This is a genomic window from Pseudomonas crudilactis, assembly GCF_013433315.1.
Lineage (GTDB): Bacteria > Pseudomonadota > Gammaproteobacteria > Pseudomonadales > Pseudomonadaceae > Aquipseudomonas > Aquipseudomonas crudilactis.
This window is the reverse complement of record NZ_WXVV01000014.1, coordinates 160,868-179,461: the sequence shown is the minus strand read 5'-3', so window position 1 is coordinate 179,461 and position 18,594 is coordinate 160,868. Positions and strand designations below refer to the sequence as shown.

At 60.1% G+C, this 18,594-nt stretch carries 19 protein-coding genes; 5 read left to right on the top strand and 14 right to left on the bottom strand.

Features of this window, described 5'->3' with window-relative positions; genetic code table 11:
- Positions 1–540, bottom strand: a 540-nt coding sequence (gene tssI / locus GTU76_RS17215) for a type VI secretion system tip protein TssI/VgrG (protein WP_180699163.1), incomplete at its 3' end; no start/stop codon positions are given.
- Between the two features lie 126 nt (positions 541–666).
- The gene (locus tag GTU76_RS17210) at positions 667–1,182 is read right to left on the bottom strand and encodes an Hcp family type VI secretion system effector (protein WP_008084998.1); all 516 of its coding nucleotides are present in this window, start codon (positions 1,180–1,182) and stop codon (positions 667–669) included.
- 434 nt (positions 1,183–1,616) lie between these two features.
- On the opposite strand from GTU76_RS17210, the gene GTU76_RS17205 reads away from it, so the two are divergent.
- The 4 genes from GTU76_RS17205 to GTU76_RS17190 all read left to right on the top strand — a co-directional run bounded on the left by GTU76_RS17205 (position 1,617) and on the right by GTU76_RS17190 (position 4,262).
- Positions 1,617–1,832 (top strand): tautomerase family protein, encoded by a 216-nt coding sequence (locus GTU76_RS17205; protein WP_016987787.1) that lies wholly within the window; start codon positions 1,617–1,619, stop codon positions 1,830–1,832.
- Positions 1,829–2,485, top strand: a complete 657-nt coding sequence (locus tag GTU76_RS17200) for a DsbA family protein (protein ID WP_016987786.1) — start codon at positions 1,829–1,831, stop codon at positions 2,483–2,485. The genes GTU76_RS17205 and GTU76_RS17200 overlap by 4 nt, the downstream gene beginning before the upstream one ends.
- A 49-nt stretch (positions 2,486–2,534) precedes the next feature.
- Positions 2,535–3,245, top strand: coding sequence for an SDR family NAD(P)-dependent oxidoreductase (locus tag GTU76_RS17195; RefSeq protein ID WP_016987785.1), 711 nt, complete (start codon positions 2,535–2,537; stop codon positions 3,243–3,245).
- 93 nt (positions 3,246–3,338) lie between these two features.
- Positions 3,339–4,262 carry a LysR family transcriptional regulator gene (locus tag GTU76_RS17190; protein WP_180699162.1) on the top strand — a complete coding sequence of 308 codons (924 nt, stop codon included), beginning with the start codon at positions 3,339–3,341 and terminating at the stop codon, positions 4,260–4,262.
- A 33-nt stretch (positions 4,263–4,295) separates the two neighbouring features.
- Here GTU76_RS17190 and GTU76_RS17185 read toward each other — a convergent pair whose 3' ends face one another.
- From GTU76_RS17185 to gabT, 3 genes are all read right to left on the bottom strand, one after another.
- Positions 4,296–4,784: an Lrp/AsnC family transcriptional regulator gene (locus GTU76_RS17185; RefSeq protein WP_016987783.1), complete on the bottom strand. Its 489-nt coding sequence runs from the start codon at positions 4,782–4,784 to the stop codon at positions 4,296–4,298.
- A gap of 44 nt (positions 4,785–4,828) precedes the next feature.
- A complete protein-coding gene (locus tag GTU76_RS17180; protein WP_180699161.1) occupies positions 4,829–5,485 on the bottom strand; it encodes an HAD family hydrolase in 657 nt (218 codons plus the stop codon).
- Positions 5,486–5,580: 95 nt separating this feature from the next.
- Positions 5,581–6,873: a 4-aminobutyrate--2-oxoglutarate transaminase gene (gabT, locus tag GTU76_RS17175; RefSeq protein WP_180699160.1), complete on the bottom strand. Its 1,293-nt coding sequence runs from the start codon at positions 6,871–6,873 to the stop codon at positions 5,581–5,583.
- A gap of 271 nt (positions 6,874–7,144) precedes the next feature.
- Here gabT and GTU76_RS17170 point away from each other — a divergent pair, with 271 nt between their 5' ends.
- On the top strand, positions 7,145–8,071 hold the full coding sequence (locus GTU76_RS17170; protein ID WP_180699159.1) for a 2-hydroxyacid dehydrogenase: 927 nt from the start codon (positions 7,145–7,147) through the stop codon (positions 8,069–8,071).
- A 118-nt stretch (positions 8,072–8,189) separates the two neighbouring features.
- Here GTU76_RS17170 and GTU76_RS17165 read toward each other — a convergent pair whose 3' ends face one another.
- The 9 genes from GTU76_RS17165 to GTU76_RS17125 form a co-directional block, all read right to left on the bottom strand.
- Complete coding sequence (locus GTU76_RS17165; RefSeq protein WP_016987779.1) at positions 8,190–9,269, bottom strand: tartrate dehydrogenase; 1,080 nt, start codon at positions 9,267–9,269, stop codon at positions 8,190–8,192.
- Between the two features lie 26 nt (positions 9,270–9,295).
- Positions 9,296–10,753, bottom strand: a complete 1,458-nt coding sequence (locus GTU76_RS17160) for an NAD-dependent succinate-semialdehyde dehydrogenase (RefSeq protein WP_180699158.1) — start codon at positions 10,751–10,753, stop codon at positions 9,296–9,298.
- 161 nt (positions 10,754–10,914) lie between these two features.
- The gene (argE, locus tag GTU76_RS17155) at positions 10,915–12,072 is read right to left on the bottom strand and encodes an acetylornithine deacetylase (RefSeq protein ID WP_175554057.1); all 1,158 of its coding nucleotides are present in this window, start codon (positions 12,070–12,072) and stop codon (positions 10,915–10,917) included.
- Positions 12,069–13,223 (bottom strand): NAD(P)/FAD-dependent oxidoreductase, encoded by a 1,155-nt coding sequence (locus tag GTU76_RS17150; protein WP_180699157.1) that lies wholly within the window; start codon positions 13,221–13,223, stop codon positions 12,069–12,071. The genes argE and GTU76_RS17150 overlap by 4 nt, the downstream gene beginning before the upstream one ends.
- The gene (locus tag GTU76_RS17145; protein ID WP_180699156.1) at positions 13,220–14,596 is read right to left on the bottom strand and encodes an FAD/NAD(P)-dependent oxidoreductase; all 1,377 of its coding nucleotides are present in this window, start codon (positions 14,594–14,596) and stop codon (positions 13,220–13,222) included. The genes GTU76_RS17150 and GTU76_RS17145 overlap by 4 nt, the downstream gene beginning before the upstream one ends.
- The gene (locus GTU76_RS17140) at positions 14,578–14,886 is read right to left on the bottom strand and encodes a (2Fe-2S)-binding protein (RefSeq protein WP_160057519.1); all 309 of its coding nucleotides are present in this window, start codon (positions 14,884–14,886) and stop codon (positions 14,578–14,580) included. Before GTU76_RS17140 ends, GTU76_RS17145 begins: the two co-directional genes overlap by 19 nt.
- A complete protein-coding gene (locus GTU76_RS17135; RefSeq protein WP_180699155.1) occupies positions 14,883–16,724 on the bottom strand; it encodes an ABC transporter ATP-binding protein in 1,842 nt (613 codons plus the stop codon). Before GTU76_RS17135 ends, GTU76_RS17140 begins: the two co-directional genes overlap by 4 nt.
- A gap of 1 nt (position 16,725) precedes the next feature.
- Positions 16,726–17,601 carry an ABC transporter permease gene (locus GTU76_RS17130; RefSeq protein ID WP_016987772.1) on the bottom strand — a complete coding sequence of 292 codons (876 nt, stop codon included), beginning with the start codon at positions 17,599–17,601 and terminating at the stop codon, positions 16,726–16,728.
- The gene (locus tag GTU76_RS17125) at positions 17,598–18,554 is read right to left on the bottom strand and encodes an ABC transporter permease (RefSeq protein ID WP_180699154.1); all 957 of its coding nucleotides are present in this window, start codon (positions 18,552–18,554) and stop codon (positions 17,598–17,600) included. Before GTU76_RS17125 ends, GTU76_RS17130 begins: the two co-directional genes overlap by 4 nt.
- Positions 18,555–18,594 lie beyond the last annotated feature (40 nt).

Sequence of the window (18,594 nt, the reverse complement as noted above, 5' to 3'; positions counted from 1 at the left end):
GGTCAGCTTGTGGCCGCTGGAAGTGTGCTGGAAGTGGTAGTGAATCCCCTCCTCCTCGCACAGGCGCTGGATGAAATCCAGGTCCGACTCGTCGTACTGCACGCAGTAAATGCGCTCGGGATAAATCGCGCTGAGCTGGAAGTGGTAATCGCTGGCGAGGATGCCGTGTTCTTCCAGCACCTGGCTGATGATCTGCTGCACGGTCATCTGCTGGAAGATGCGCTGGTTGACCCGATGCGCGAGGTAGGCCAGTTGCGGGCGCAGGAAGATCTTGTAGCGGGTCAGGCGCTTGCCCGCCTCGCCCTGGGCAATGCTGTAGACCAGCCCGTGGATGCCCGTACCGGTTGGCGACAGCTGAAGAAACGCCAGTTTGTGCAGCACGCTTTCGAGGTTGATCGAGGCCTTTTCGCTGACCAGTTCCAGCTCGAATTCGAACGGCGTGTTGAGGGCCTCACGACCGGTGAACGACAGCACTTGAAAGTCGCTGTCGATGCCATCGACGGTCAGATTGAAATGAGGCTGGTTGGCCGGTGAGAACATCCCTTGTTCCTCGCGCAGTGCTGCGACGCGCAACAGCCCTCAAGGGGCTATTGGCAAAAAATTCTTTAGAAGTGAATCCGCCCCGACCGGCGAAACCGGCCGAGGCGTTACAACCATCAGCCGTGATTAAACGACTGGAGCACGCCAGTCATCGGAACCCGAAGTACCGGAGACTTCGTGGGTCCAGGTGATTTTGCGGTAGGTGAACTGCACTTCTTCCAGGTGAGTGAAGTGCGCGTTGCCTGGGTCCTGGCAGTTGTGCATTTTGTTGTTGATGGCGACGATGATCGCGTCTTCCAGTTTGGTGGTGTAGTAGTGCTCTTGGGTGCCTTGCGCCGAAGTGCGGTACCACTGGATAACGATTTCGCTCATGCGCTCGCCGGAAGTCAGCGCTGCTTGCAGCAGAGGCGAAGCCTTGTCGTAGACCTTGGTAATCACAACTGGCTTGTGCACGCGCTGACCGGTTGGCTGACCGGATTGCGGGTCACGCGGGATGATCACGTCGTGGGTGAAAGCCTGCACCATGACCTGGTCTTCGTGGCCTTCCTGAAAGGTGTTGCCAACGGAGTCGGCGGTGAATGCGCCGGCGGTGATCAGGCCTTGTTTTTCGCCAGTGACGGACATGTACGCTGGTGTTGCCATGGGGATGCTCTCCTTGCTCGAAACACACAACCGACAGGCACCATTGCCTGTCCGGGTAGGTCTGAGCTATCAAACTTCATGCCAGCCATCACAAAGCCATTACTCATCAACGACTTAAACAAACAGCCCGTATGCGGACCTTTGAATAAACGAGACTAAACAAATAAAAGTGCGCAACTTCTTGCGCAGTACTGCGCAAAAAGTTGCGCACTTGGCTGAAAGCCATGGGACATAAGGCCTGCGCAGACTTTTCCGGATGAAAAAAGGTCAGGTACTGCGCAACTTCTTGCGCACTTCGCCGCAAGCTCCCATTTGATACACCACATCACAAATGATGTACCTCAAACCCCATTTATCAACTCCCACCTTCCTCTTAAAGTTCTCTCCAACAGCCGCCCATCACTTCGACGGGCCAGCGACTGGAGATACCCCAAATGCCTTTCATCAGCGTACGCATCACCCGTGACGGCGTGACCCGGGAACAGAAAGCCCAGGTCATCAAGGAAATCACCGAAACGATGCAGCGGGTTCTGCACAAGGATCCGAAACTCACCCACATCGTCATCGAAGAAGTCGACACCGATAACTGGGGTTATGCCGGCATCACCACCACCGAGTATCGCCAGCAGTTAGCGGATTCGCAGTCGTGAGCCGTACCGTGAAAATCGACTTCGTCTCGGATGTCGTTTGCCCCTGGTGCGCGTTGGGCGTCACTGCGCTGGAGCAAGCGATCGAGAATCTGGCGGGCGAAGTCACCGTCGAGTTGACTTACAAACCGTTCGAACTGAACCCGGACATGCCCGCCGAAGGTGAGCACGCCATCGAGCACATGATGCGCAAATACGGGCGCAGCGCTGAGCAAGTGGCGGATCGCAACGCGATGATCATCGAACGCGGCGAGCAGATCGGTTTTCACTTCGACCTGGAAAAACGCAGCCATTTCCACAACACCTTTGACGCCCACCGACTGCTGTTCTGGGCCGCCACACAAGGACGTCAGCGTGAGTTGAAGCAAGCTTTGCTCAAGGCCTACTTCACTGACGGCGAAAACCCGAATAACCGCACCACGCTGGTAACTCTGGCAGGTGCCGTAGGGCTCGACAGCCAGCGTGCGCATGAAGTGCTGGCAAATGCAGAGTTCAGCCAACAGGTGCGCGAACTCGAGCGGTTTTATCAGCAACGCGGCATCGACTCGGTTCCGGCGATGGTTCTCGATGACAAACAGGTCATCCCCGGCTCCCAGTCCGTCGCTTATTACCAGCAAGCGTTACGTCAGGCAGCACAGGTTGCGGCTCACGCCTGACCTGCGAAATCCGTTTATTCAAACCATCCAGATTGCATGAGGAAACATCATGAACACGTCCAAAAAAGTTGTAGTGATCACTGGCGCCTCGCAAGGCATTGGCGCAGGTCTGGTCAAGGGATTCCGTGAGCGCGGCTATCAGGTTGTCGCGACCTCGCGCTCGATCAAGCCTTCCACTGACCCGGACATTCTCGCCGTCGCCGGTGACATTGCCGACCCGCAGACCGCCGAGCGGGTGATCCGCGAAGCCGTTGCACGCTTCGGTCGTATCGACACGCTGGTGAATAACGCCGGGATTTTCGTCGCCAAGCCCTTCACCGAATACAGCAAAGAAGACTACGCACAAGTAGTGGCGACCAACATGAGCGGCTTCTTCCACATCTCGCAATTGGCCATCGCCGAAATGGAGAAAAACGCTAGCGGCCACATCGTCAGCGTCACCACCAGTCTGGTTGACCACGCGATTGACGGCGTACCGTCGGTGCTCGCGTCGCTGACCAAGGGTGGCATCAACGCGGCGACCAAATCGCTGGCCATCGAGTACGCCAAGCGCGGTATTCGGGTCAACGCGGTGTCGCCCGGCATCATCAAGACACCGATGCACGGCGAAGAAACCCACGCCGCCCTCGGTAGCCTGCATCCGGTTGGGCATATGGGCGAAATCGACGACATCGTGCAAGCGATCCTTTACCTGGACAGCGCGAACTTCGTCACCGGCGAAATCCTCCACGTTGACGGTGGTCAGAGCGCTGGCCACTGAGACCGCCGCGCAGCACTGCCGGTGTGTACCGGCGGTGCCGCTTCATGAGATAAGGCGGAGGATGAAATGTCAGTTGATCCTCGGTGTACTCACATGAAGCGCCACTTTGATGACTTGCAACTGGGCAGTATCGAACTGTTCTGCCTCGCCGCTGAAGCCGGCAGTTTCACCGCTGCTGCCCAGCTTGCGGGTGTAACGCCGGCCGCCGTGAGCCGGTCGATTCTGCGTCTGGAACAGCGCTTGGGTTCGCGCCTGTTTGCCCGAACCACGCGCAGTATTCGCTTGACCGAAGCTGGCAGAAACTTTTTCGTCCAGTGCAGCCAGGCGCTGACGCAACTGGTCGAAGCGCAACAGGAAGTCATGGGCGCACAGACGTCACCGTCAGGGCTGTTGCGCATCAGCCTGCCGACCACTTACGGGCATCACCGCATCCTGCCGCTGCTACCAAAATTCCGCGCGCTCTACCCTGACGTCACCGTCGACATCCACTTGGGCAACCGCAATATCGACTTTGTCGGTGAAGGCTACGACCTGGCGATCCGCGTCCGCGCGCAGCCGGACTCGACCATGGTCGCGCGCCTGCTGGAGGATGCAAAACTGGTGGTGGTCGCCTCTCCCGACTATCTGAAAAAGGCTGGCACACCGCAGACGCTTGAGGATCTGGTGCAACACGAATGCATTCAGTTCGAACTGCCCAGCAGCGGGCGGCGGATCTCCTGGCTGTTCCAGGAAAACGGCGATGATCGAGAAGTGATTTCCGAGGGGGGCTACTCCTGCTCAGACGATGTGCTCGGCGGCGTCACCCTGGCCAAACACGGCGCGGGGGTCTTCCAGACCTACAGGTTCATCGTTGAAAAAGAGCTGGCCGACGGCAGCCTCGTCGAGGTTCTACAACCTTACGCCGGGCGCTCGCGACCTTACACCTTGCTCTACCCGCACGGCCGCTATGTGCCGCAACGGGTACGGGCGTTTGTTGATTTTCTGTTGCAGTTTCGTGATGAGTGGGCAGGGGCTTAGCGCTGAAGTCCACGCGGTGGCAGCAACTGCAGTTCAGTGCCGCAGCAACTTGCGCAGCGGCACGCCATCCTTGAGTACGGGCGATTTGATGACGATGTAACTGAAGTACTTGGAAATGCCGATATTCTTGTCCAGCAAGCTTTCGATCACTTCCTGATAATGCTGGATGCTGCGGGTCATGAAGCGCACCAGATAATCGTAGCCACCGCTGATCAAATGACATTCAAGCACTTCGTCGACCAAACGAATATTGGATTCGAATTTGGCGAAATCCTCGCGTTTGTGATCGCTCAAGGTGATTTCGGTAAACACCGTGACCGAGTCGGTGATCTTCGCCAGATTCAGGTGCGCTTTGTAGCTGGAAATATAACCTGCCGATTCCAGTCGCTTGACCCGTTGCAGACACGGACTGGCCGACAGCCCGACGGCATCGGCCAGGCTGACGTTGGTCATGCGGCCATCCTTCTGCAACTCGACAAGAATGCTGATGTCGATCCGGTCCAGTTTTACTATCCCTTCCATTGCATACCTCTGACTGCCATTTGTAGGACAATCTTCTAGCAAAATCAGCGCCGTAATGACAGCTGATGCTGAGTCACTAGGTCCGCCATGCTGTTGATGCAGTATTGCGCCGAGCAGGGCGTGGGTTGCCTGCCCCGATCACGACTGATCAGGCACACGTCATTCTCCAACCCTCGGCGCGCACCTGCGCGCGTGATATGGAGAATGTCGCCCGGTGCCAGTGCGTTGGCGATCAGCCAATTGGCGTCCTGCAACGGTGCGTCGGCCAATGAAATGAAGTCGTCGGCATTGATCCCCAAACGCTCGCACAGCGGGCCACGATCTTCGGCATCGCGGTCACCCTGGACCAGCAGGCGGTAGAACTTGCGCAGGTACAACATCGCACCTGGCGCGTCTTCGAACAATGACCATGCCGCCACCGACCGGGCAAAGCTCATGCCCTCCTCCCAACTGGCATTCAAGCCCCAGCGTTCGGCGAGTTGACGATGGGCGAAACACAACATGCCACTGAAGCCTAGCTCAGCGAAACGCGGATACAGCGCATGCAGCACTTCGCGGTATTCAGCCAGCACCTGATCCTTGTCCGGATGACCACCCCGACTGACCAGCAGCGGTAGCAATGCCGTCCAGACTCCCGAGTCGCGGTCGACCAGCGCTTCATCGCAATCAATGAGCAACGCTCGATAATCAATCAGTCCCATGGCGTGCGAAGCCTCCAATGATGCATTCCATCCGTCCATGCTCCACAAATGCTCACAAGCGATGCGCTGGCGCACCGCCGCGAGCGCACAGGCACTCAGTTCAAGACGCGTGCCAAGGCGCTTTCGAGAATCTGCAAGGCTTCGTCGATCTGCGGCGGCGTGGCCACCAGTGGCGCGAGAAAACGCAGAACATTGCGGTGCACACCGCACTTGATCACCAGCAAGCCGCCCTTGCGCGCCTCATCGATCAAGCGTTGATTCAGATCCGCATCGGGTGTACGCGCGTCGTCAGGCTTGATCAACTCGATCGCCAGCATGAAACCGGTACCGCGCACGTCGCCGATTTGCGCGTAACGGCTCTGCAACTGCAACAAGCCCTGACGCAAGTGCTCGCCCAGCGCCTCGCCGCGTGCCAGCAACTGCTCCTCCTCAAAGGCCTCGATCACCGCCAGCGCCGCTGCGCATGACAACGCGTTGCCGCCGTACGTGCCACCCAGACCTCCGGGCAACGGCGCGTCCATGATGGCCGCTTTACCGACCACCCCCGACAGCGGCAAACCACCGGCCAGACTTTTCGCCACGGTTACCAGATCAGGCTGGATGCCCGCGTGCTGGAAACCGAACCATTTTCCCGTGCGGCCGAACCCCGTCTGGATTTCATCGAGAATCAGCACGATGCCGTGCTTTTCGGTCAGCGCGCGCAGGGCCTGAAGGAACTCGGCCGGTGCAGCAAGAAAGCCGCCGTCGCCTTGCACGGGTTCGATGATGATGGCAGCCACACGCTCAGGCGCCACTTGCGTTGCGAACAGTTCCTCAAGGGCCTTGAGCGCCATGTCACTGGTCAGGCCGCGATAGGCATTCGGGTAAGGCGTGTGAAAAACCTCCGGTGCAAACGGGCCGAAGTTCTGTTTGTAAGGCTGGCTCATGCCGGTCAGCGTGGTACCCAGCAAAGTACGACCATGGAAACCGCCACGAAAGGCAATCACCGCCGAACGGCCGGTGTGAGCCCTGGCGATTTTCACTGCGTTCTCGACCGCTTCGGCGCCGGAGGTGAAGAACGCGGCCTTATAGGCTTGCTGGCCGCCGATCATTTCACACAGTCGCTGGGCCAGATCCAGATAAGGTTGATAGGCAACCACCTGGAAACAGGCGTGCGAAATCTTGTGCAATTGCTGCTGCACCGCCGCCACCACTTTGGGATGGTTGTGACCAATGTTCAACACGCCGATGCCGCCGACAAAATCCAGGTAGCGCTTGCCGTCCACGTCCCACAACTCGGCGCCCTGGCCGCGATCAATCACCAATGGGTGAGCGGTAACCAGGCCACGCGGCACGAATTGATCGCGCTGACGGAGCAAATGAGGGGTGTCGTCGACTTTGCTATTCATGGCATTTCCCATCGTGAGTCCGGCAACCTGGAGGTGGTTGCGATGGTGTTCAGATTAAGGCTTGCGCGAAACGAACTACGCCGAACTTCCCCCCTGAGAAATTCGGATCGACTGTTTTGACCCTGCCAAACGGCAGATTCCTTCAGCCCGACGAATCTGCCGCCGTTGCGTTCATCGAGCGTGACGCAGACCGTTTGCACTGACGCTTTCGACAGATCCTGCGCCGGCATTGCGCGATCATGAAAGCACCTACCCCTTTCAGGAATTGCTCATGGCCCTGCTTTATAAAGCTGACCCTGTACGCGGCGAACAATGGCAAGCGTTGTTCGCCGAACACGCCCCGGATATCGAATGGCGAGTCTGGCCAGATATCGGCGATCCGGCCGACATTGATTACCTCGCTGCGTGGCAAGCGCCGGACGATCTGGCTGCGGTGTTGCCAAACCTGAAAGTGTTGTTCGCGCTGTCGGCCGGTGTCGATCAACTGGACCTGAGCCGCCTTCCACCCAGCCTGCCGGTGGTGCGCCTGCTTGATCCCGGCATCACCCGTGGCATGTGCGAATACGCCAGTTTCGCCGTGCTCAGCCTGCACCGCGACATGCTGCGTTACCGTCAGCAACAAATCGCGCGTTGCTGGCAGGCGCACATGCTGCAACCGGCGCACGAGCGGCGGGTCGGGGTAATGGGGCTCGGTGCGCAGGCGCAACAGATTCTGGCGACGTTGCAGCCGCTGGGGTTCGCGTTGAAAGGCTGGGCGCGCAGCCGCCATCAAATTGCCGGTGTGGATTGCTTCGCGGGTGACGCACAACTGTCGGCGTTTCTCAGCCAGTGCGACATTCTCCTGTGCGTGTTACCGCTGACCGAACAGACCCAAGGGATTCTTGATCGTGACGTGTTCCGGCAACTGCCGCACGGTGCGGCGCTGATCAATATGGGCCGTGGTGGGCATCTGGTGGAAAGCGATCTGTTGCAAGCACTGGACAGCGGTCAGCTCAGTGGCGCGGTGCTTGATGTATTACAGGAAGAACCAGCACCGGCGGATCATCCGTTCTGGGCGCATCCAAAGATTCTGCTGACGCCGCACATTGCGGCGATGACGCAACCGCAAACCGCATTTGCGGTGTTGCTGGAAAACATTCGCCGGTTTGAGCGCGGGGAGCCAATGGCGGGCCGGATCGACCGCCGGCAGGGTTACTGAAAACATCAATAACCCAAGTGTGCGAGCCTGCCCGCGAATGCGCATCGTCAGTTGATCGTCTCCGGGCTGACACCGCTTTCGCGAGCAAGCTCGCCCCCCAAGCTGAATTGATATGGACTTAAAGAATGTCGGCGATAGCTTTACCGACGTCTTGCGTCGCGCCTTTTCCGCCGAGATCCGGGGTAATCGGCCCGTCGGCAATCACCTGCTCGATTGCCCGCAATATCCCGTCATGCGCGGCCCGATAACGCTCATCACCGTTGCCGAGAAAATCGAGCATCAACGCACCGGACCAGATCATCGCAATCGGATTGGCGATGTTCTGCCCGTAGATATCCGGCGCCGAACCATGCACCGGTTCGAACAACGAGGGAAAACGCCGCTCAGGATCAAGGTTGGCCGAAGGCGCAATGCCAATGGTTCCGGCACACGCCGGCCCCAGGTCGGACAGAATATCGCCAAACAGATTCGAGGCCACGACCACATCAAATCGATCCGGTTGCAAGACGAACCGTGCGCAGAGGATATCGATGTGTTGCTTGTCCCAGGTAACTTGCGGGTAGTTCGCCGCCATCAACGCGGTGCGCTCGTCCCAGTAGGGCATGCTGATGGAAATACCATTGGACTTGGTCGCCGCCGTCAGACGCTGGCGCGGGCGGGTCTGGGCCAGATCGAAGGCGAATTTCAGAATTCGGTCGACACCGCGACGGGTGAACACTGACTCTTGCAACACGAACTCATGCTCGGTGCCTTCGAACATTTTTCCGCCTACCGAGGAATACTCGCCCTCCGTGTTCTCGCGGATCACCACGAAGTCGATGTCGCCCGGTTCGCGCCCGGCCAGCGGGCACGGGACACCGGGAAACAGACGCACCGGACGGATATTCACGTATTGGTCGAAATCGCGGCGAAACTTCAGCAGTGATCCCCACAACGAAATGTGATCGGGCACCTTGTCTGGCCAGCCGACGGCGCCGAAATAAATCGCGTCGAAGCCCTTGAGCTGCTCAAACCAGTCATCGGGCATCATTTGCCCATGCTCCAGGTAATAATCGCAGTTGGCCCATTCAAGAACTTCAATGTTCAAGTCCAACTGCCATTTTTTCGCAGCCTTCTCCAGCACACGCAAACCTTCGGGCAACACTTCCTTGCCAATGCCGTCGCCGGCAATCGCGGCGATCTTGAATGCCTTGCTCATTGAACCTGCCTCCCCATGCACGTGAATTACAGCCCGCCGATGTGGAAGGCTTTGATTTCAAGGTATTCATCCAGGCCGTACTTGCTGCCCTCGCGGCCCAGCCCCGACTGCTTGATACCGCCGAACGGCGCGACATCCATGGAGATGATTCCGGTATTAAGGCCGACCATGCCGAACTCCAGCGCTTCGCCGAACCGCCAGGAGCGGCGCAGATCCTGGGTGAAATAGTAGGCACCCAAGCCATACGGCGTGGCATTGGCCAGGGCGAGGGCTTGAGCCTCATTGTCAAACCGCATCAACGGTGCCACCGGGCCGAAGGTTTCTTCGTTGGCCAGCAGCATGCCGGCATGGGCATCGCCCAGAACGGTGGGTTGCACGAACTGACTGCTGGCATCCGGCATGCCGCCACAGAGCAAGCGCGCGCCCTGGGTCAGCGCATCGTCGATGTGCCGCGCGACTTTGTTTACCGCGGCCGGGTTGATCAGCGGGCCAATCGTGACGTCAGCCTCCAGGCCATTACCGACCTTGAGCTTGCCGACCTCTTCCACCAGTCGCTGAGCGAAGCGTTCATAGATGCCGTTTTGCACAAGGATGCGGTTGGCACAGACGCAAGTCTGGCCGGCATTGCGAAATTTGCTGAGCATGACCCCGGCCACGGCCTGCTCCAGATCGGCGTCATCGAAGACAATGAAGGGCGCGTTACCGCCCAACTCCAGACTCAAGCGCTTGATGTGCTCGGCGCTCTGGCGCATCAGCAAACGGCCTACAGGGGTCGAGCCGGTAAAGGAAATCTTGCGAACTGTCGGGTTGCCGGTCAGCTCTTCGCCAATGCCGGCGGGCATTCCGGTCACCACATTGAACACACCAGCCGGAATACCGACACGCCCTGCCAATACCGCCAGCGCCAGCGCCGACAGCGGTGTCAGATCCGACGGTTTGACAATGATCGGGCAACCCGCCGCCAGCGCCGGCGCGCATTTTCGGGTGATCATCGCATTGGGGAAGTTCCAAGGGGTGATCGCCGCGCAGACGCCGACCGGTTGTTTCAAGGTCAGCAGCCGACGGTCGCCGCCAGGTGCCGGCATGGTTTCGCCGTAGACCCGGCGGGCCTCTTCAGCGAACCACTTGACGAACCCGGCACCGTAGCGGATTTCGCCTTTGGCCTCGTTCAGCGGCTTGCCCTGTTCGCAGGTCATGATCAGTGCCAGATCATCGAGGTTGTCGACCATGGCCTGATACCAACGCTCAAGCAAAGTGGCGCGTTCGGCGGCCGGGCGCGCACGCCAGGCTGGCCAGGCCTTGTCGGCGGCCTCGATGGCGCGGCGGGTCTCCGCGCCTTGCATGGCCGGCACCCGGGCAAGCAACTGACCGCTGGCCGGATCAATAACGTCAATGGTCGCGGCGTCATCGGCGCCGATCCACTGCCCGTCTACATAAGCGAGTTCTGCCAAAAGGCTGGAGTCTTTCAAACGATTCTTGAGCATGGTCGAGTCCTGATTCGAGACATGCTCCAGTCTAGGGAGGTACTACGGGGGAGGATGCTGAAAGCGCGTTGAAGACGGCGTCGGATGCTGAAATTTTCGCCGCAACAGCAGATCAACACAAAACCCTGTAGGCGCGAGCCGGCTCGCACCTACAGGCACCGTCATTGTTTCAGCGACCCCAGCAAACCCTGAAGAAAGCGTTCCCCGGCCTCCATCTGACTGACCTCGATAAACTCATCGGGCTTGTGCGCCTGCTCGATCGAACCCGGCCCGCACACCACCACCGGCACATCCAGACGCTGCTTGAACAAACCGCCTTCCGTGCCGAAAGACACCTTGGACACACCGGTATCCGGCGCGGCGAAGTTTTTCAGAAAGCGCACGGCTTCGACGCTCGGATGCGTGTCGAGCCCGGGATAGACGTTCAGCGTTTCGATCTCGATGGCGGCGACGCTCGACAGTAAACGCGCCTCGCGCACGATCAGCTCGGCGCGCTCCTGCATCTGCGCGAGAAACTGGTCCAGATCATCGGCCGGCAAGTTGCGCACCTCGAAGTCCAGAGTGCACAGATTGGGCACGATGTTCAGGGCGCGCCCGCCACCAATCTGACCGACATGCACCGTGGTGTAAGGCACGTCGTAATCCGTATCCTGGGCGCCCTGCTCCTGCAATTGGCGCTGACTGTCGCGCAGTGCGGCGATAAAGTCGCAAGCCACGTGAATCGCATTGACCGAGCGAGGCGCCAGTGAGGAATGCGCTTCCAGGCCACGACAGTAGGTGCGATAGGAGCCCTTGCCCTTGTGCCCGAGTACGAACTGCATGTTGGTCGGCTCACCAATCAGGCACAGAAACGGGCGCACCGGGGCCAGATGCAAAACATCAAGCAAGCGCCGCACACCGACGCAGCCGGTTTCTTCGTCGTGGGACAATGCCAGTTGCAAAGGCCGGTTCAGCGAATGGTCGGCAGCGTCGAGCATTGCGTCGATGGCCAAGGCAATGAACCCTTTCATATCGCAACTGCCGCGCCCGTAAATTCGCCCGTCCTGCAGCGTCGCCTGAAACGGCTCAAGCGTCCACGCCTGCCCTGCCGCCGGCACGACGTCGGTGTGCCCGGACAGCAGGATACCCGGCAAGGTTTGCGGACCGGTGCTGGCGAACAGGTTGGCTTTCTTGCCGGTTTCGTCTTTGACGATCAGCGAATCGATGCCCTTGCTCAGCAGCAATTCGCGGACGTAATCAATCAGGGCCATGTTCGACTCCGAAGAGACTGTGTCGAACGCCAACAAACGCTTGAGAATCTCCAGTACGCGCGGCTTCATGAGGCTTTGCTCCGTTGCTCGGTCAGAGTGGCGAACCGGCGGATGGAGAACGGTTCAATCGAAGTGCTGGTACTGCCGGTGCTGATCAGTTCGGCCATGACGTCACCCACGCCAGGGCCGAGCTGGAAGCCGTGGCCGCAGAACCCGAAGGCATAGAACAATCCGTCAACCGTGCCGCTCGGTCCCATGATAGGCAAGGAGTCCGGCAGATAACCTTCAATGCCACTCCAGACGCGGATGATGTTCAGATTGCCGACACCTGGCAGCAGGCGCCGCATCTGTGCCATCTGATTGAGCAGACTGCGCGGCTCGAAATAGGCGCGGCGATTGAGCATGTCCGGCTTGCTGCGGTAGCCGCCACCGATGACGATGTTGCCGCGCGGAATCTGCCGAAAATAGATCACTTCTTCGGCGATTTTGGTGTAAACGCCAATCACCGTCGGCAACGCGTACGGCACCGGCTCGGTCACGGCCATTTGCGGGCCGTGGGTGTCCAACGGCACCGGTTCGCCGAACTGTTGAGACAGCTTCTGCCCCCACGCACCGGCAGTAATCAACAACTGCGCCGCGCTGAACTGGCGGCCATCGGTGGTGCTGACGCGAAAATCACCAGCAACCTTTTGCACCTCGGCCACTTCAGTCTGTTCTTCGATCCGCGCCCCCAGACGCCGTGCTGCCCGGGCAAATGCCGGTGCCGCCAGGCGTGGATTGGCGTGACCATCGTGCGGAGCGTAAGAGCCCCCCTTGACGTCCGGGCCGAGGAAGGGAAAGCGCTCATGCAACGCTTGGCCACGATAGATTTGCAGATCCAGTTGCGCCGCTTCCGGCGCGCCAGCATACGCCTCGAGTTCGGCAATTTCGTCGTCGCGATAACACACGCGCATGTGCCCGCTGGCGATGAACTCCAGGTCGTCATCGATCAGTTCCGGCAAACGCTTCCACAATGCCCATGAACGGTTGGCCAGTTCCAGTTGCCCCAGATAGCGGCCCTGACGACGGACGTTGCCGAAGTTGACACCGCTGGCGTACTGGCCGATCTGGTCACGCTCAAGCAGGATCACCGAGTGCCCGCGACGACGCAGGAAAAACGCTGCCGCCGAGCCCATCAAGCCACCGCCGACAATCACCACATCAGCTTTTTCAACAGTCATGGCGACACCTCCTCGGTGAACATCGAAAGCGGTTTGACCGGCGCCTGGCCGCGTTGTCGACCAACCTGCTGCACGCTCACACCCGCCGCTGCCGCGATCACTTCGGCCCCGGCCTGGGAACAATAACGACCCTGACAGCGGCCCATGCCGACCCGGCTGAACGCTTTGGCACGGTTGACCTCACAGGCGCCCTTCTCGCTGACAGTGCGGCGCAGCTCACCGGCGCTGATCATTTCGCACCGACAGACAATGGCAGCGTCCGGCAACGCCGCGGCTTGCTGCGCAGGCCAGGGAAAGGCTTGCGCCAGGCCAAGACGAAACTGATCCATCACCATCAGCGCCTGCCGTTGTTGCTCACGCAGACCGGCGTTTACCGGTTGGTTCAAATCTTCCAGCAAGGCCATGGCCACCAGTCGCCCGGCGTGCTCAGCCGCATCGGCACCGCGAATTTTCGCGCCGTCGCCGGCAGCGTAGACACCGCTGACCGACGTGCGCCCTGCTTCGTCGACCGCCAGCCACCACTGGCCGGACGCCTGGTCAAACGCCATCCGGCATCCCGCCAGATCCGCCAGCTGAGTTTCCGGACGCAAGTGATAACCCAACGCCACGGCGTCGCAATCCAGACTCAGCGTTTCACCTTTACCGGTGCGTATCCGCACGCCGCTGACACCGCTGGCTGCATCACCCAGGACCTGCAACGGCTCGACGCCGAGATGCACCGGTATCTTTGCCCGATACAACTGCGCCAACAATTTCATCCCGGTCAACAGCACGCCGGGGCGCGCGAGCAATTTCGGCAGTGCGCCGATACGCTTGTGCAGCGGCGAGGTGTCCAGCACCGCGGCCACCGTCGCCCCGGCTTTCACATACTGACTGGCCACCAGATACAGCAACGGCCCGCTGCCCATGAACACAACGCTGTGACCAATCGACACCGCTTGCGACTTGAGCGCAATCTGCGCCCCACCAAGGCTGTAAGTGCCCGCCAGTTGCCAGCCTTCGATCGGCATCAGCCGGTCAGTGGCCCCCGTGCAGAGCAGCAACGCGTCGTAATCCAGCGTCGAGTGCCGGCTCTGACTGACGCAGCACAATTGTCCCGGCGTGAGATTCCACACCAGGGTGTCCGGGCGATAGTCGATCCGCTCGCGCAAGCGATCAAAGCTCTCATGCAGGTCTTGCGCCTTATGCGCTTCGCTGCCGTACAGCGTGGCGTAGTCGCGGGTGAAACCCTCGGGCTGGCGACGATAGATTTGTCCGCCGTCGCGGCGATTTTCATCGATCAGCGTCGGTTTGAAACCGGCCGCCACCAGCGTTTCGGCGCAACGAATGCCCGCCGGCCCGGCGCCGACAATGACTATGCGTGCAATGGCCATTTTGCCTCCGGTTGTGTGGTGACAATGTCCAGGCCTTCACGCACTTCATTGGAACAGGCGCGCAAACGCTCGCCGCTGCGCGTCCAGACCCAGCAATCCTGGCAGGCGCCCATCAGGCAAAACCCGGCGCGTCGACCTGAATCAAACTCCGATTGACGCAAGGCATTGCCGTGAGTCAGTAAGGCAACCATCAACGTGTCACCCTGCAACGCTTGCACCTGTGCACCATCCACCGTCAGGTTGACACTAGGTCGCCCCTGTTCGGCCAGCCTTACAAAACGCCCGCTCATGCATAGGCTCCCTGACTCAGATTGATGACATCGCGCTGGGTTTTCAGCAGTTCGACGCTGTCGTGGTGACAGAGAATTTCACTGCCGCCGTCAATGCTGTGACGCGGCGGCGCGCTGCGATTGCACAGGCCATCGACCCGCACCGGACAGCGGTTCAAGAACGTACACAGTTCCGGTTCGTCGGATCGGGCCCCCACCGGCGGCAGTTCGCCACACGTCGTGCCGCAGTTCTCCAGCCAGCCCTGGCGCAGTTCCGGGACAGAATGAATCAACAAGTCGGTGTAGGGGTGAAACGGCGGCTGGGCAAACGCCTGACGCGTTCCGGCCTGAACTTTGTGACCGCTGTACATCACCACAATGTCATCGCACAGCGCGCGCACGGTGGAGATGTCGTGACTGATAAACAGGTACGAAACGCCCAGTTCCTGACGCAGATCGCGCAACAGTTCGAGAATCGCCGCACCCACCACCGTGTCCAGTGCCGAGGTCACTTCATCGCACAGGATCAAGTCCGGTTTTGCCGCCAGCGCACGCGCCAGGTTGACCCGTTGTTTTTGCCCGCCGGACAGTTCATTCGGCCGACGTTCGGCCAGGGTTCGGGGCAAACGCACCAGATCGAGCAGTTCGCCGATTCGTTCGTGCAACGCCGCGCCCTTGAGGCCGAAATACATTTTCAGCGGCCGACCGAGGATGGTGCTGACACTGTGCATCGGGTTAAGCGCGGTATCGGCATTTTGAAAGACCATCTGTATCCGTCGGAACTGCTCATCGGTACGCTCGGACAGGCAGCCGCCGAGTGGCTGACCATCGAAGGTCAACCCGCCCAGCGCCGGACACAGCAACCCCGCCACCACCCGCGCCAGCGTCGACTTGCCGGAACCGGACTCACCGATCACGCCGATGGCCTGCCCGCGACGCACGGTCAGATCGATGTCTTCCAGTACGCGGATCGCCGGCATGCCGTGCGTGTTCTTGTTGCCGTAGCCTGCGGTCAGGCCTTTGATGGTCAGCAGCGGTTGTTCTTCAGCAATGCCGCAGGGTGGCCGGATCGAAGTGTCCGGGCGCGCGGCGGCCAACAGGCTGCGGGTGTATTCATGGGACGGCCCCTTCAACAACGGCGCGGTAGCGCTCTGTTCGAATATCTGGCCGCCATTGAGCACCACAATCTGATCAGCCATTTGCGCCACCACCGCCAGATCGTGGGACACGTAGACAGCGGTCGCACCACGTTCGCGAACCACCCGTTTAAAGGCACGCAACACGTCGATCTGGGTGGTCACATCGAGGGCGGTAGTCGGTTCATCGAGGACCACCAGCAGCGGATCGCTGATCAGCGCCATCGCCGCCATCACCCGTTGCAATTGCCCGCCCGACACCTGATGCGGATAACGTTGGCCGATGCGCTCAGGGTTCGGTAATGCGAGGTCGCGAAACAACGCGATGGCTTTGGCCTCGAGCACCGCACGGGTGCCCAAACCGTGAATCAGCGCGCCCTCCACCACTTGATCGAGCAACCTTTTTGCCGGATTGAACGCCGCCGCCGCGCTTTGCGCGATGTACGACACACGATTGCCGCGCAGTTTCTGCAGTTCTTTTTCGCTGAGGGCCCGCATGTCGTGCTCACCGACCTGCACCACCCCGCCGGACAACCGGCAGCCACGCCGGGCGTACCCGAGCAAGGCCAGGGCGATGGTGGTTTTGCCAGAGCCGGACTCACCGATCAGCGCCAATACTTCGCCTTTTTCCAGGGCGAAACTCACACCTTTGACGATTTCGCTTTCACCGCGCTCGCCACACGCGACCACCCGCAGGTCTTCGACTCGAATCAATTGGCTCATTTCAATGACCTCCCGAACGGCGACTGCGGCGAGACGACAGCCTGTCGATAAACAGATTCACGCCAATGGTCAGGGTGCCGATCGCCAGTGCCGGAATGACGATGGCCGGCGCGCCCTGATTGAGTCCGCCGATATTTTCGCGCACCAGCGAGCCAAGGTCGGCGTCGGGCGGCTGCACGCCCAGGCCCAGAAAGCTCATGCCACTGAGCAGCAACACAATAAAGCCGAAGCGCAGGCCCAGATCGGTCAGCACCGGGTTGAGCATGTTCGGCAGGATTTCCACACAGGCAATGTACAGGCGCCGCTCGCCACGGGTACGCGCTACTTGTACGTACTCCAAAGCCTCGATGTTCACTGCCATGCTGCGGGCAATGCGAAAGGCCCCAGGAGCGAAGCTCAGCACGGCGGTGCATACCAGCAACATCACCGACGAACCAAACGCCGAGACCATGATCAGCGCGAGCATCTTGCTCGGGATCGAGATGAACGCGTCCATCAGGCGACTGATCACTTCGTCCAGCCATTTTGGCGACACCACCGACAGCAGCGCGCAACTGGTGCCCAGGCCACTCGCCAATATCGCAGCAATCAACGCCAGGCCCACCGTGAAGCGGGCGCCGACGAGCACGCGGCTGAGCATGTCACGGCCCAGATAATCCGTGCCGAACGGGTACAGGGCACTGATGCTGTCAAAGACATTGTCCGACACCACTTCGCCCACCGGATGGGGTGCCAACCACGGGCCGAACATTGCCACCAGCAACCACAGAAGGCACATCGCAGCACCGATCAGACCCAGCCAGGCCGGGCCATGGGACACCTTGCCCACCGACAGGTCGGGCGCTGAAGGCGTCGATTTCACAATGAGATTGTTCATTGGTTTCTCAGCCTCGGGTTGGACAGAATGGCGCACAGGTCGGCGAGCAGCACCAGCCCCAGGTACGCGGTACAGAACAACATGGTGCAGGCCTGAACCAGTGCCATGTCACGGTTGGTCACGGCATCGACCATCAGGCTGGCGATACCGGGATAGTTGAAGATGGTCTCGACGATGACCACCCCGCCCAGCAGGTAGGAAAGGCTCAGGGCGATGGCGTTGGCAATCGGCCCGATCGCGTTGGGCAAGGCGTGCCGCAGTACGATACGGATCGGGCTGACCCCTTTGAGCCGAGCCATTTCCACGTAAGGACTGTCGAGTTGATCGATCACCGCTGCGCGGGTCATGCGGGCCATTTGCGCGACGATCACGCAACACAGGGTCATCACCGGCAACGCGTAAGTGCGCATGAATTGCCACGGTGAAGTGATGTCGCTGGCATAGGACAGCGCCGATAACCAACCCAGATTTACCGCGAAGATCAGCACCGCCAGGGTCGCCACCAGAAACTCCGGAACGGCGACCATGGCCAGGGTGAAAAAGCTCAGCAGGCTGTCGAGCCGCCCGCCCCTTCCCATCGCCGAACCGATGCCCAGAATCAGCGCCACCGGTACCGAAATTAATGCGGTAGCGCCGGCCAGCATCAAGGTGTTAGGGACGCGCCCGGCCATCAACTCACCCACCGGCATGGCGTTGGAAACCGACAGGCCCATGTCGCCGCTGAGCAAGTTCATCAGCCAGTGCAAGTAGCGCAACACGCCGGGCTGATCGAGTCCCAGTTTCAGGCGCAACGCCGCGACCTGCTCCGGCGTGGCGAACTGCCCGAGCGATTGTTGCGCGGCGTCGCCCGGCAATACCGCCGTGATCGCGAACACGACCATGGACACAATCAACAACGTCACGATCGCGGCGCCCATGCGCCTGCCGATCAACCACAAGGTGTTGCTGTTCATCGCCTGTCCTCCTGCACTGTTACTGCCGCTCAAACCGACG

Bases quoted from the DNA above. Each gene is read 5' to 3' on its own strand.
- GTU76_RS17145 (WP_180699156.1), bottom strand. From the start codon at position 14,596: ATGGCCATTGCACGCATAGTCATTGTCGGCGCCGGGCCGGCGGGCATT.
- GTU76_RS17125 (WP_180699154.1), bottom strand. From the start codon at position 18,554: ATGAACAGCAACACCTTGTGGTTGATCGGCAGGCGCATGGGCGCCGCG.
- GTU76_RS17190 (WP_180699162.1), top strand. From the start codon at position 3,339: ATGAAGCGCCACTTTGATGACTTGCAACTGGGCAGTATCGAACTGTTC.
- GTU76_RS17130 (WP_016987772.1), bottom strand. From the start codon at position 17,601: ATGAACAATCTCATTGTGAAATCGACGCCTTCAGCGCCCGACCTGTCG.
- GTU76_RS17150 (WP_180699157.1), bottom strand. From the start codon at position 13,223: ATGACTGTTGAAAAAGCTGATGTGGTGATTGTCGGCGGTGGCTTGATG.
- argE (WP_175554057.1), bottom strand. From the start codon at position 12,072: ATGAAGCCGCGCGTACTGGAGATTCTCAAGCGTTTGTTGGCGTTCGAC.
- GTU76_RS17185 (WP_016987783.1), bottom strand. From the start codon at position 4,784: ATGGAAGGGATAGTAAAACTGGACCGGATCGACATCAGCATTCTTGTC.
- gabT (WP_180699160.1), bottom strand. From the start codon at position 6,873: ATGAATAGCAAAGTCGACGACACCCCTCATTTGCTCCGTCAGCGCGAT.
- GTU76_RS17170 (WP_180699159.1), top strand. From the start codon at position 7,145: ATGGCCCTGCTTTATAAAGCTGACCCTGTACGCGGCGAACAATGGCAA.
- GTU76_RS17135 (WP_180699155.1), bottom strand. From the start codon at position 16,724: ATGAGCCAATTGATTCGAGTCGAAGACCTGCGGGTGGTCGCGTGTGGC.
- GTU76_RS17140 (WP_160057519.1), bottom strand. From the start codon at position 14,886: ATGAGCGGGCGTTTTGTAAGGCTGGCCGAACAGGGGCGACCTAGTGTC.
- GTU76_RS17160 (WP_180699158.1), bottom strand. From the start codon at position 10,753: ATGCTCAAGAATCGTTTGAAAGACTCCAGCCTTTTGGCAGAACTCGCT.
- GTU76_RS17205 (WP_016987787.1), top strand. From the start codon at position 1,617: ATGCCTTTCATCAGCGTACGCATCACCCGTGACGGCGTGACCCGGGAA.
- GTU76_RS17195 (WP_016987785.1), top strand. From the start codon at position 2,535: ATGAACACGTCCAAAAAAGTTGTAGTGATCACTGGCGCCTCGCAAGGC.
- GTU76_RS17165 (WP_016987779.1), bottom strand. From the start codon at position 9,269: ATGAGCAAGGCATTCAAGATCGCCGCGATTGCCGGCGACGGCATTGGC.
- GTU76_RS17210 (WP_008084998.1), bottom strand. From the start codon at position 1,182: ATGGCAACACCAGCGTACATGTCCGTCACTGGCGAAAAACAAGGCCTG.
- GTU76_RS17180 (WP_180699161.1), bottom strand. From the start codon at position 5,485: ATGGGACTGATTGATTATCGAGCGTTGCTCATTGATTGCGATGAAGCG.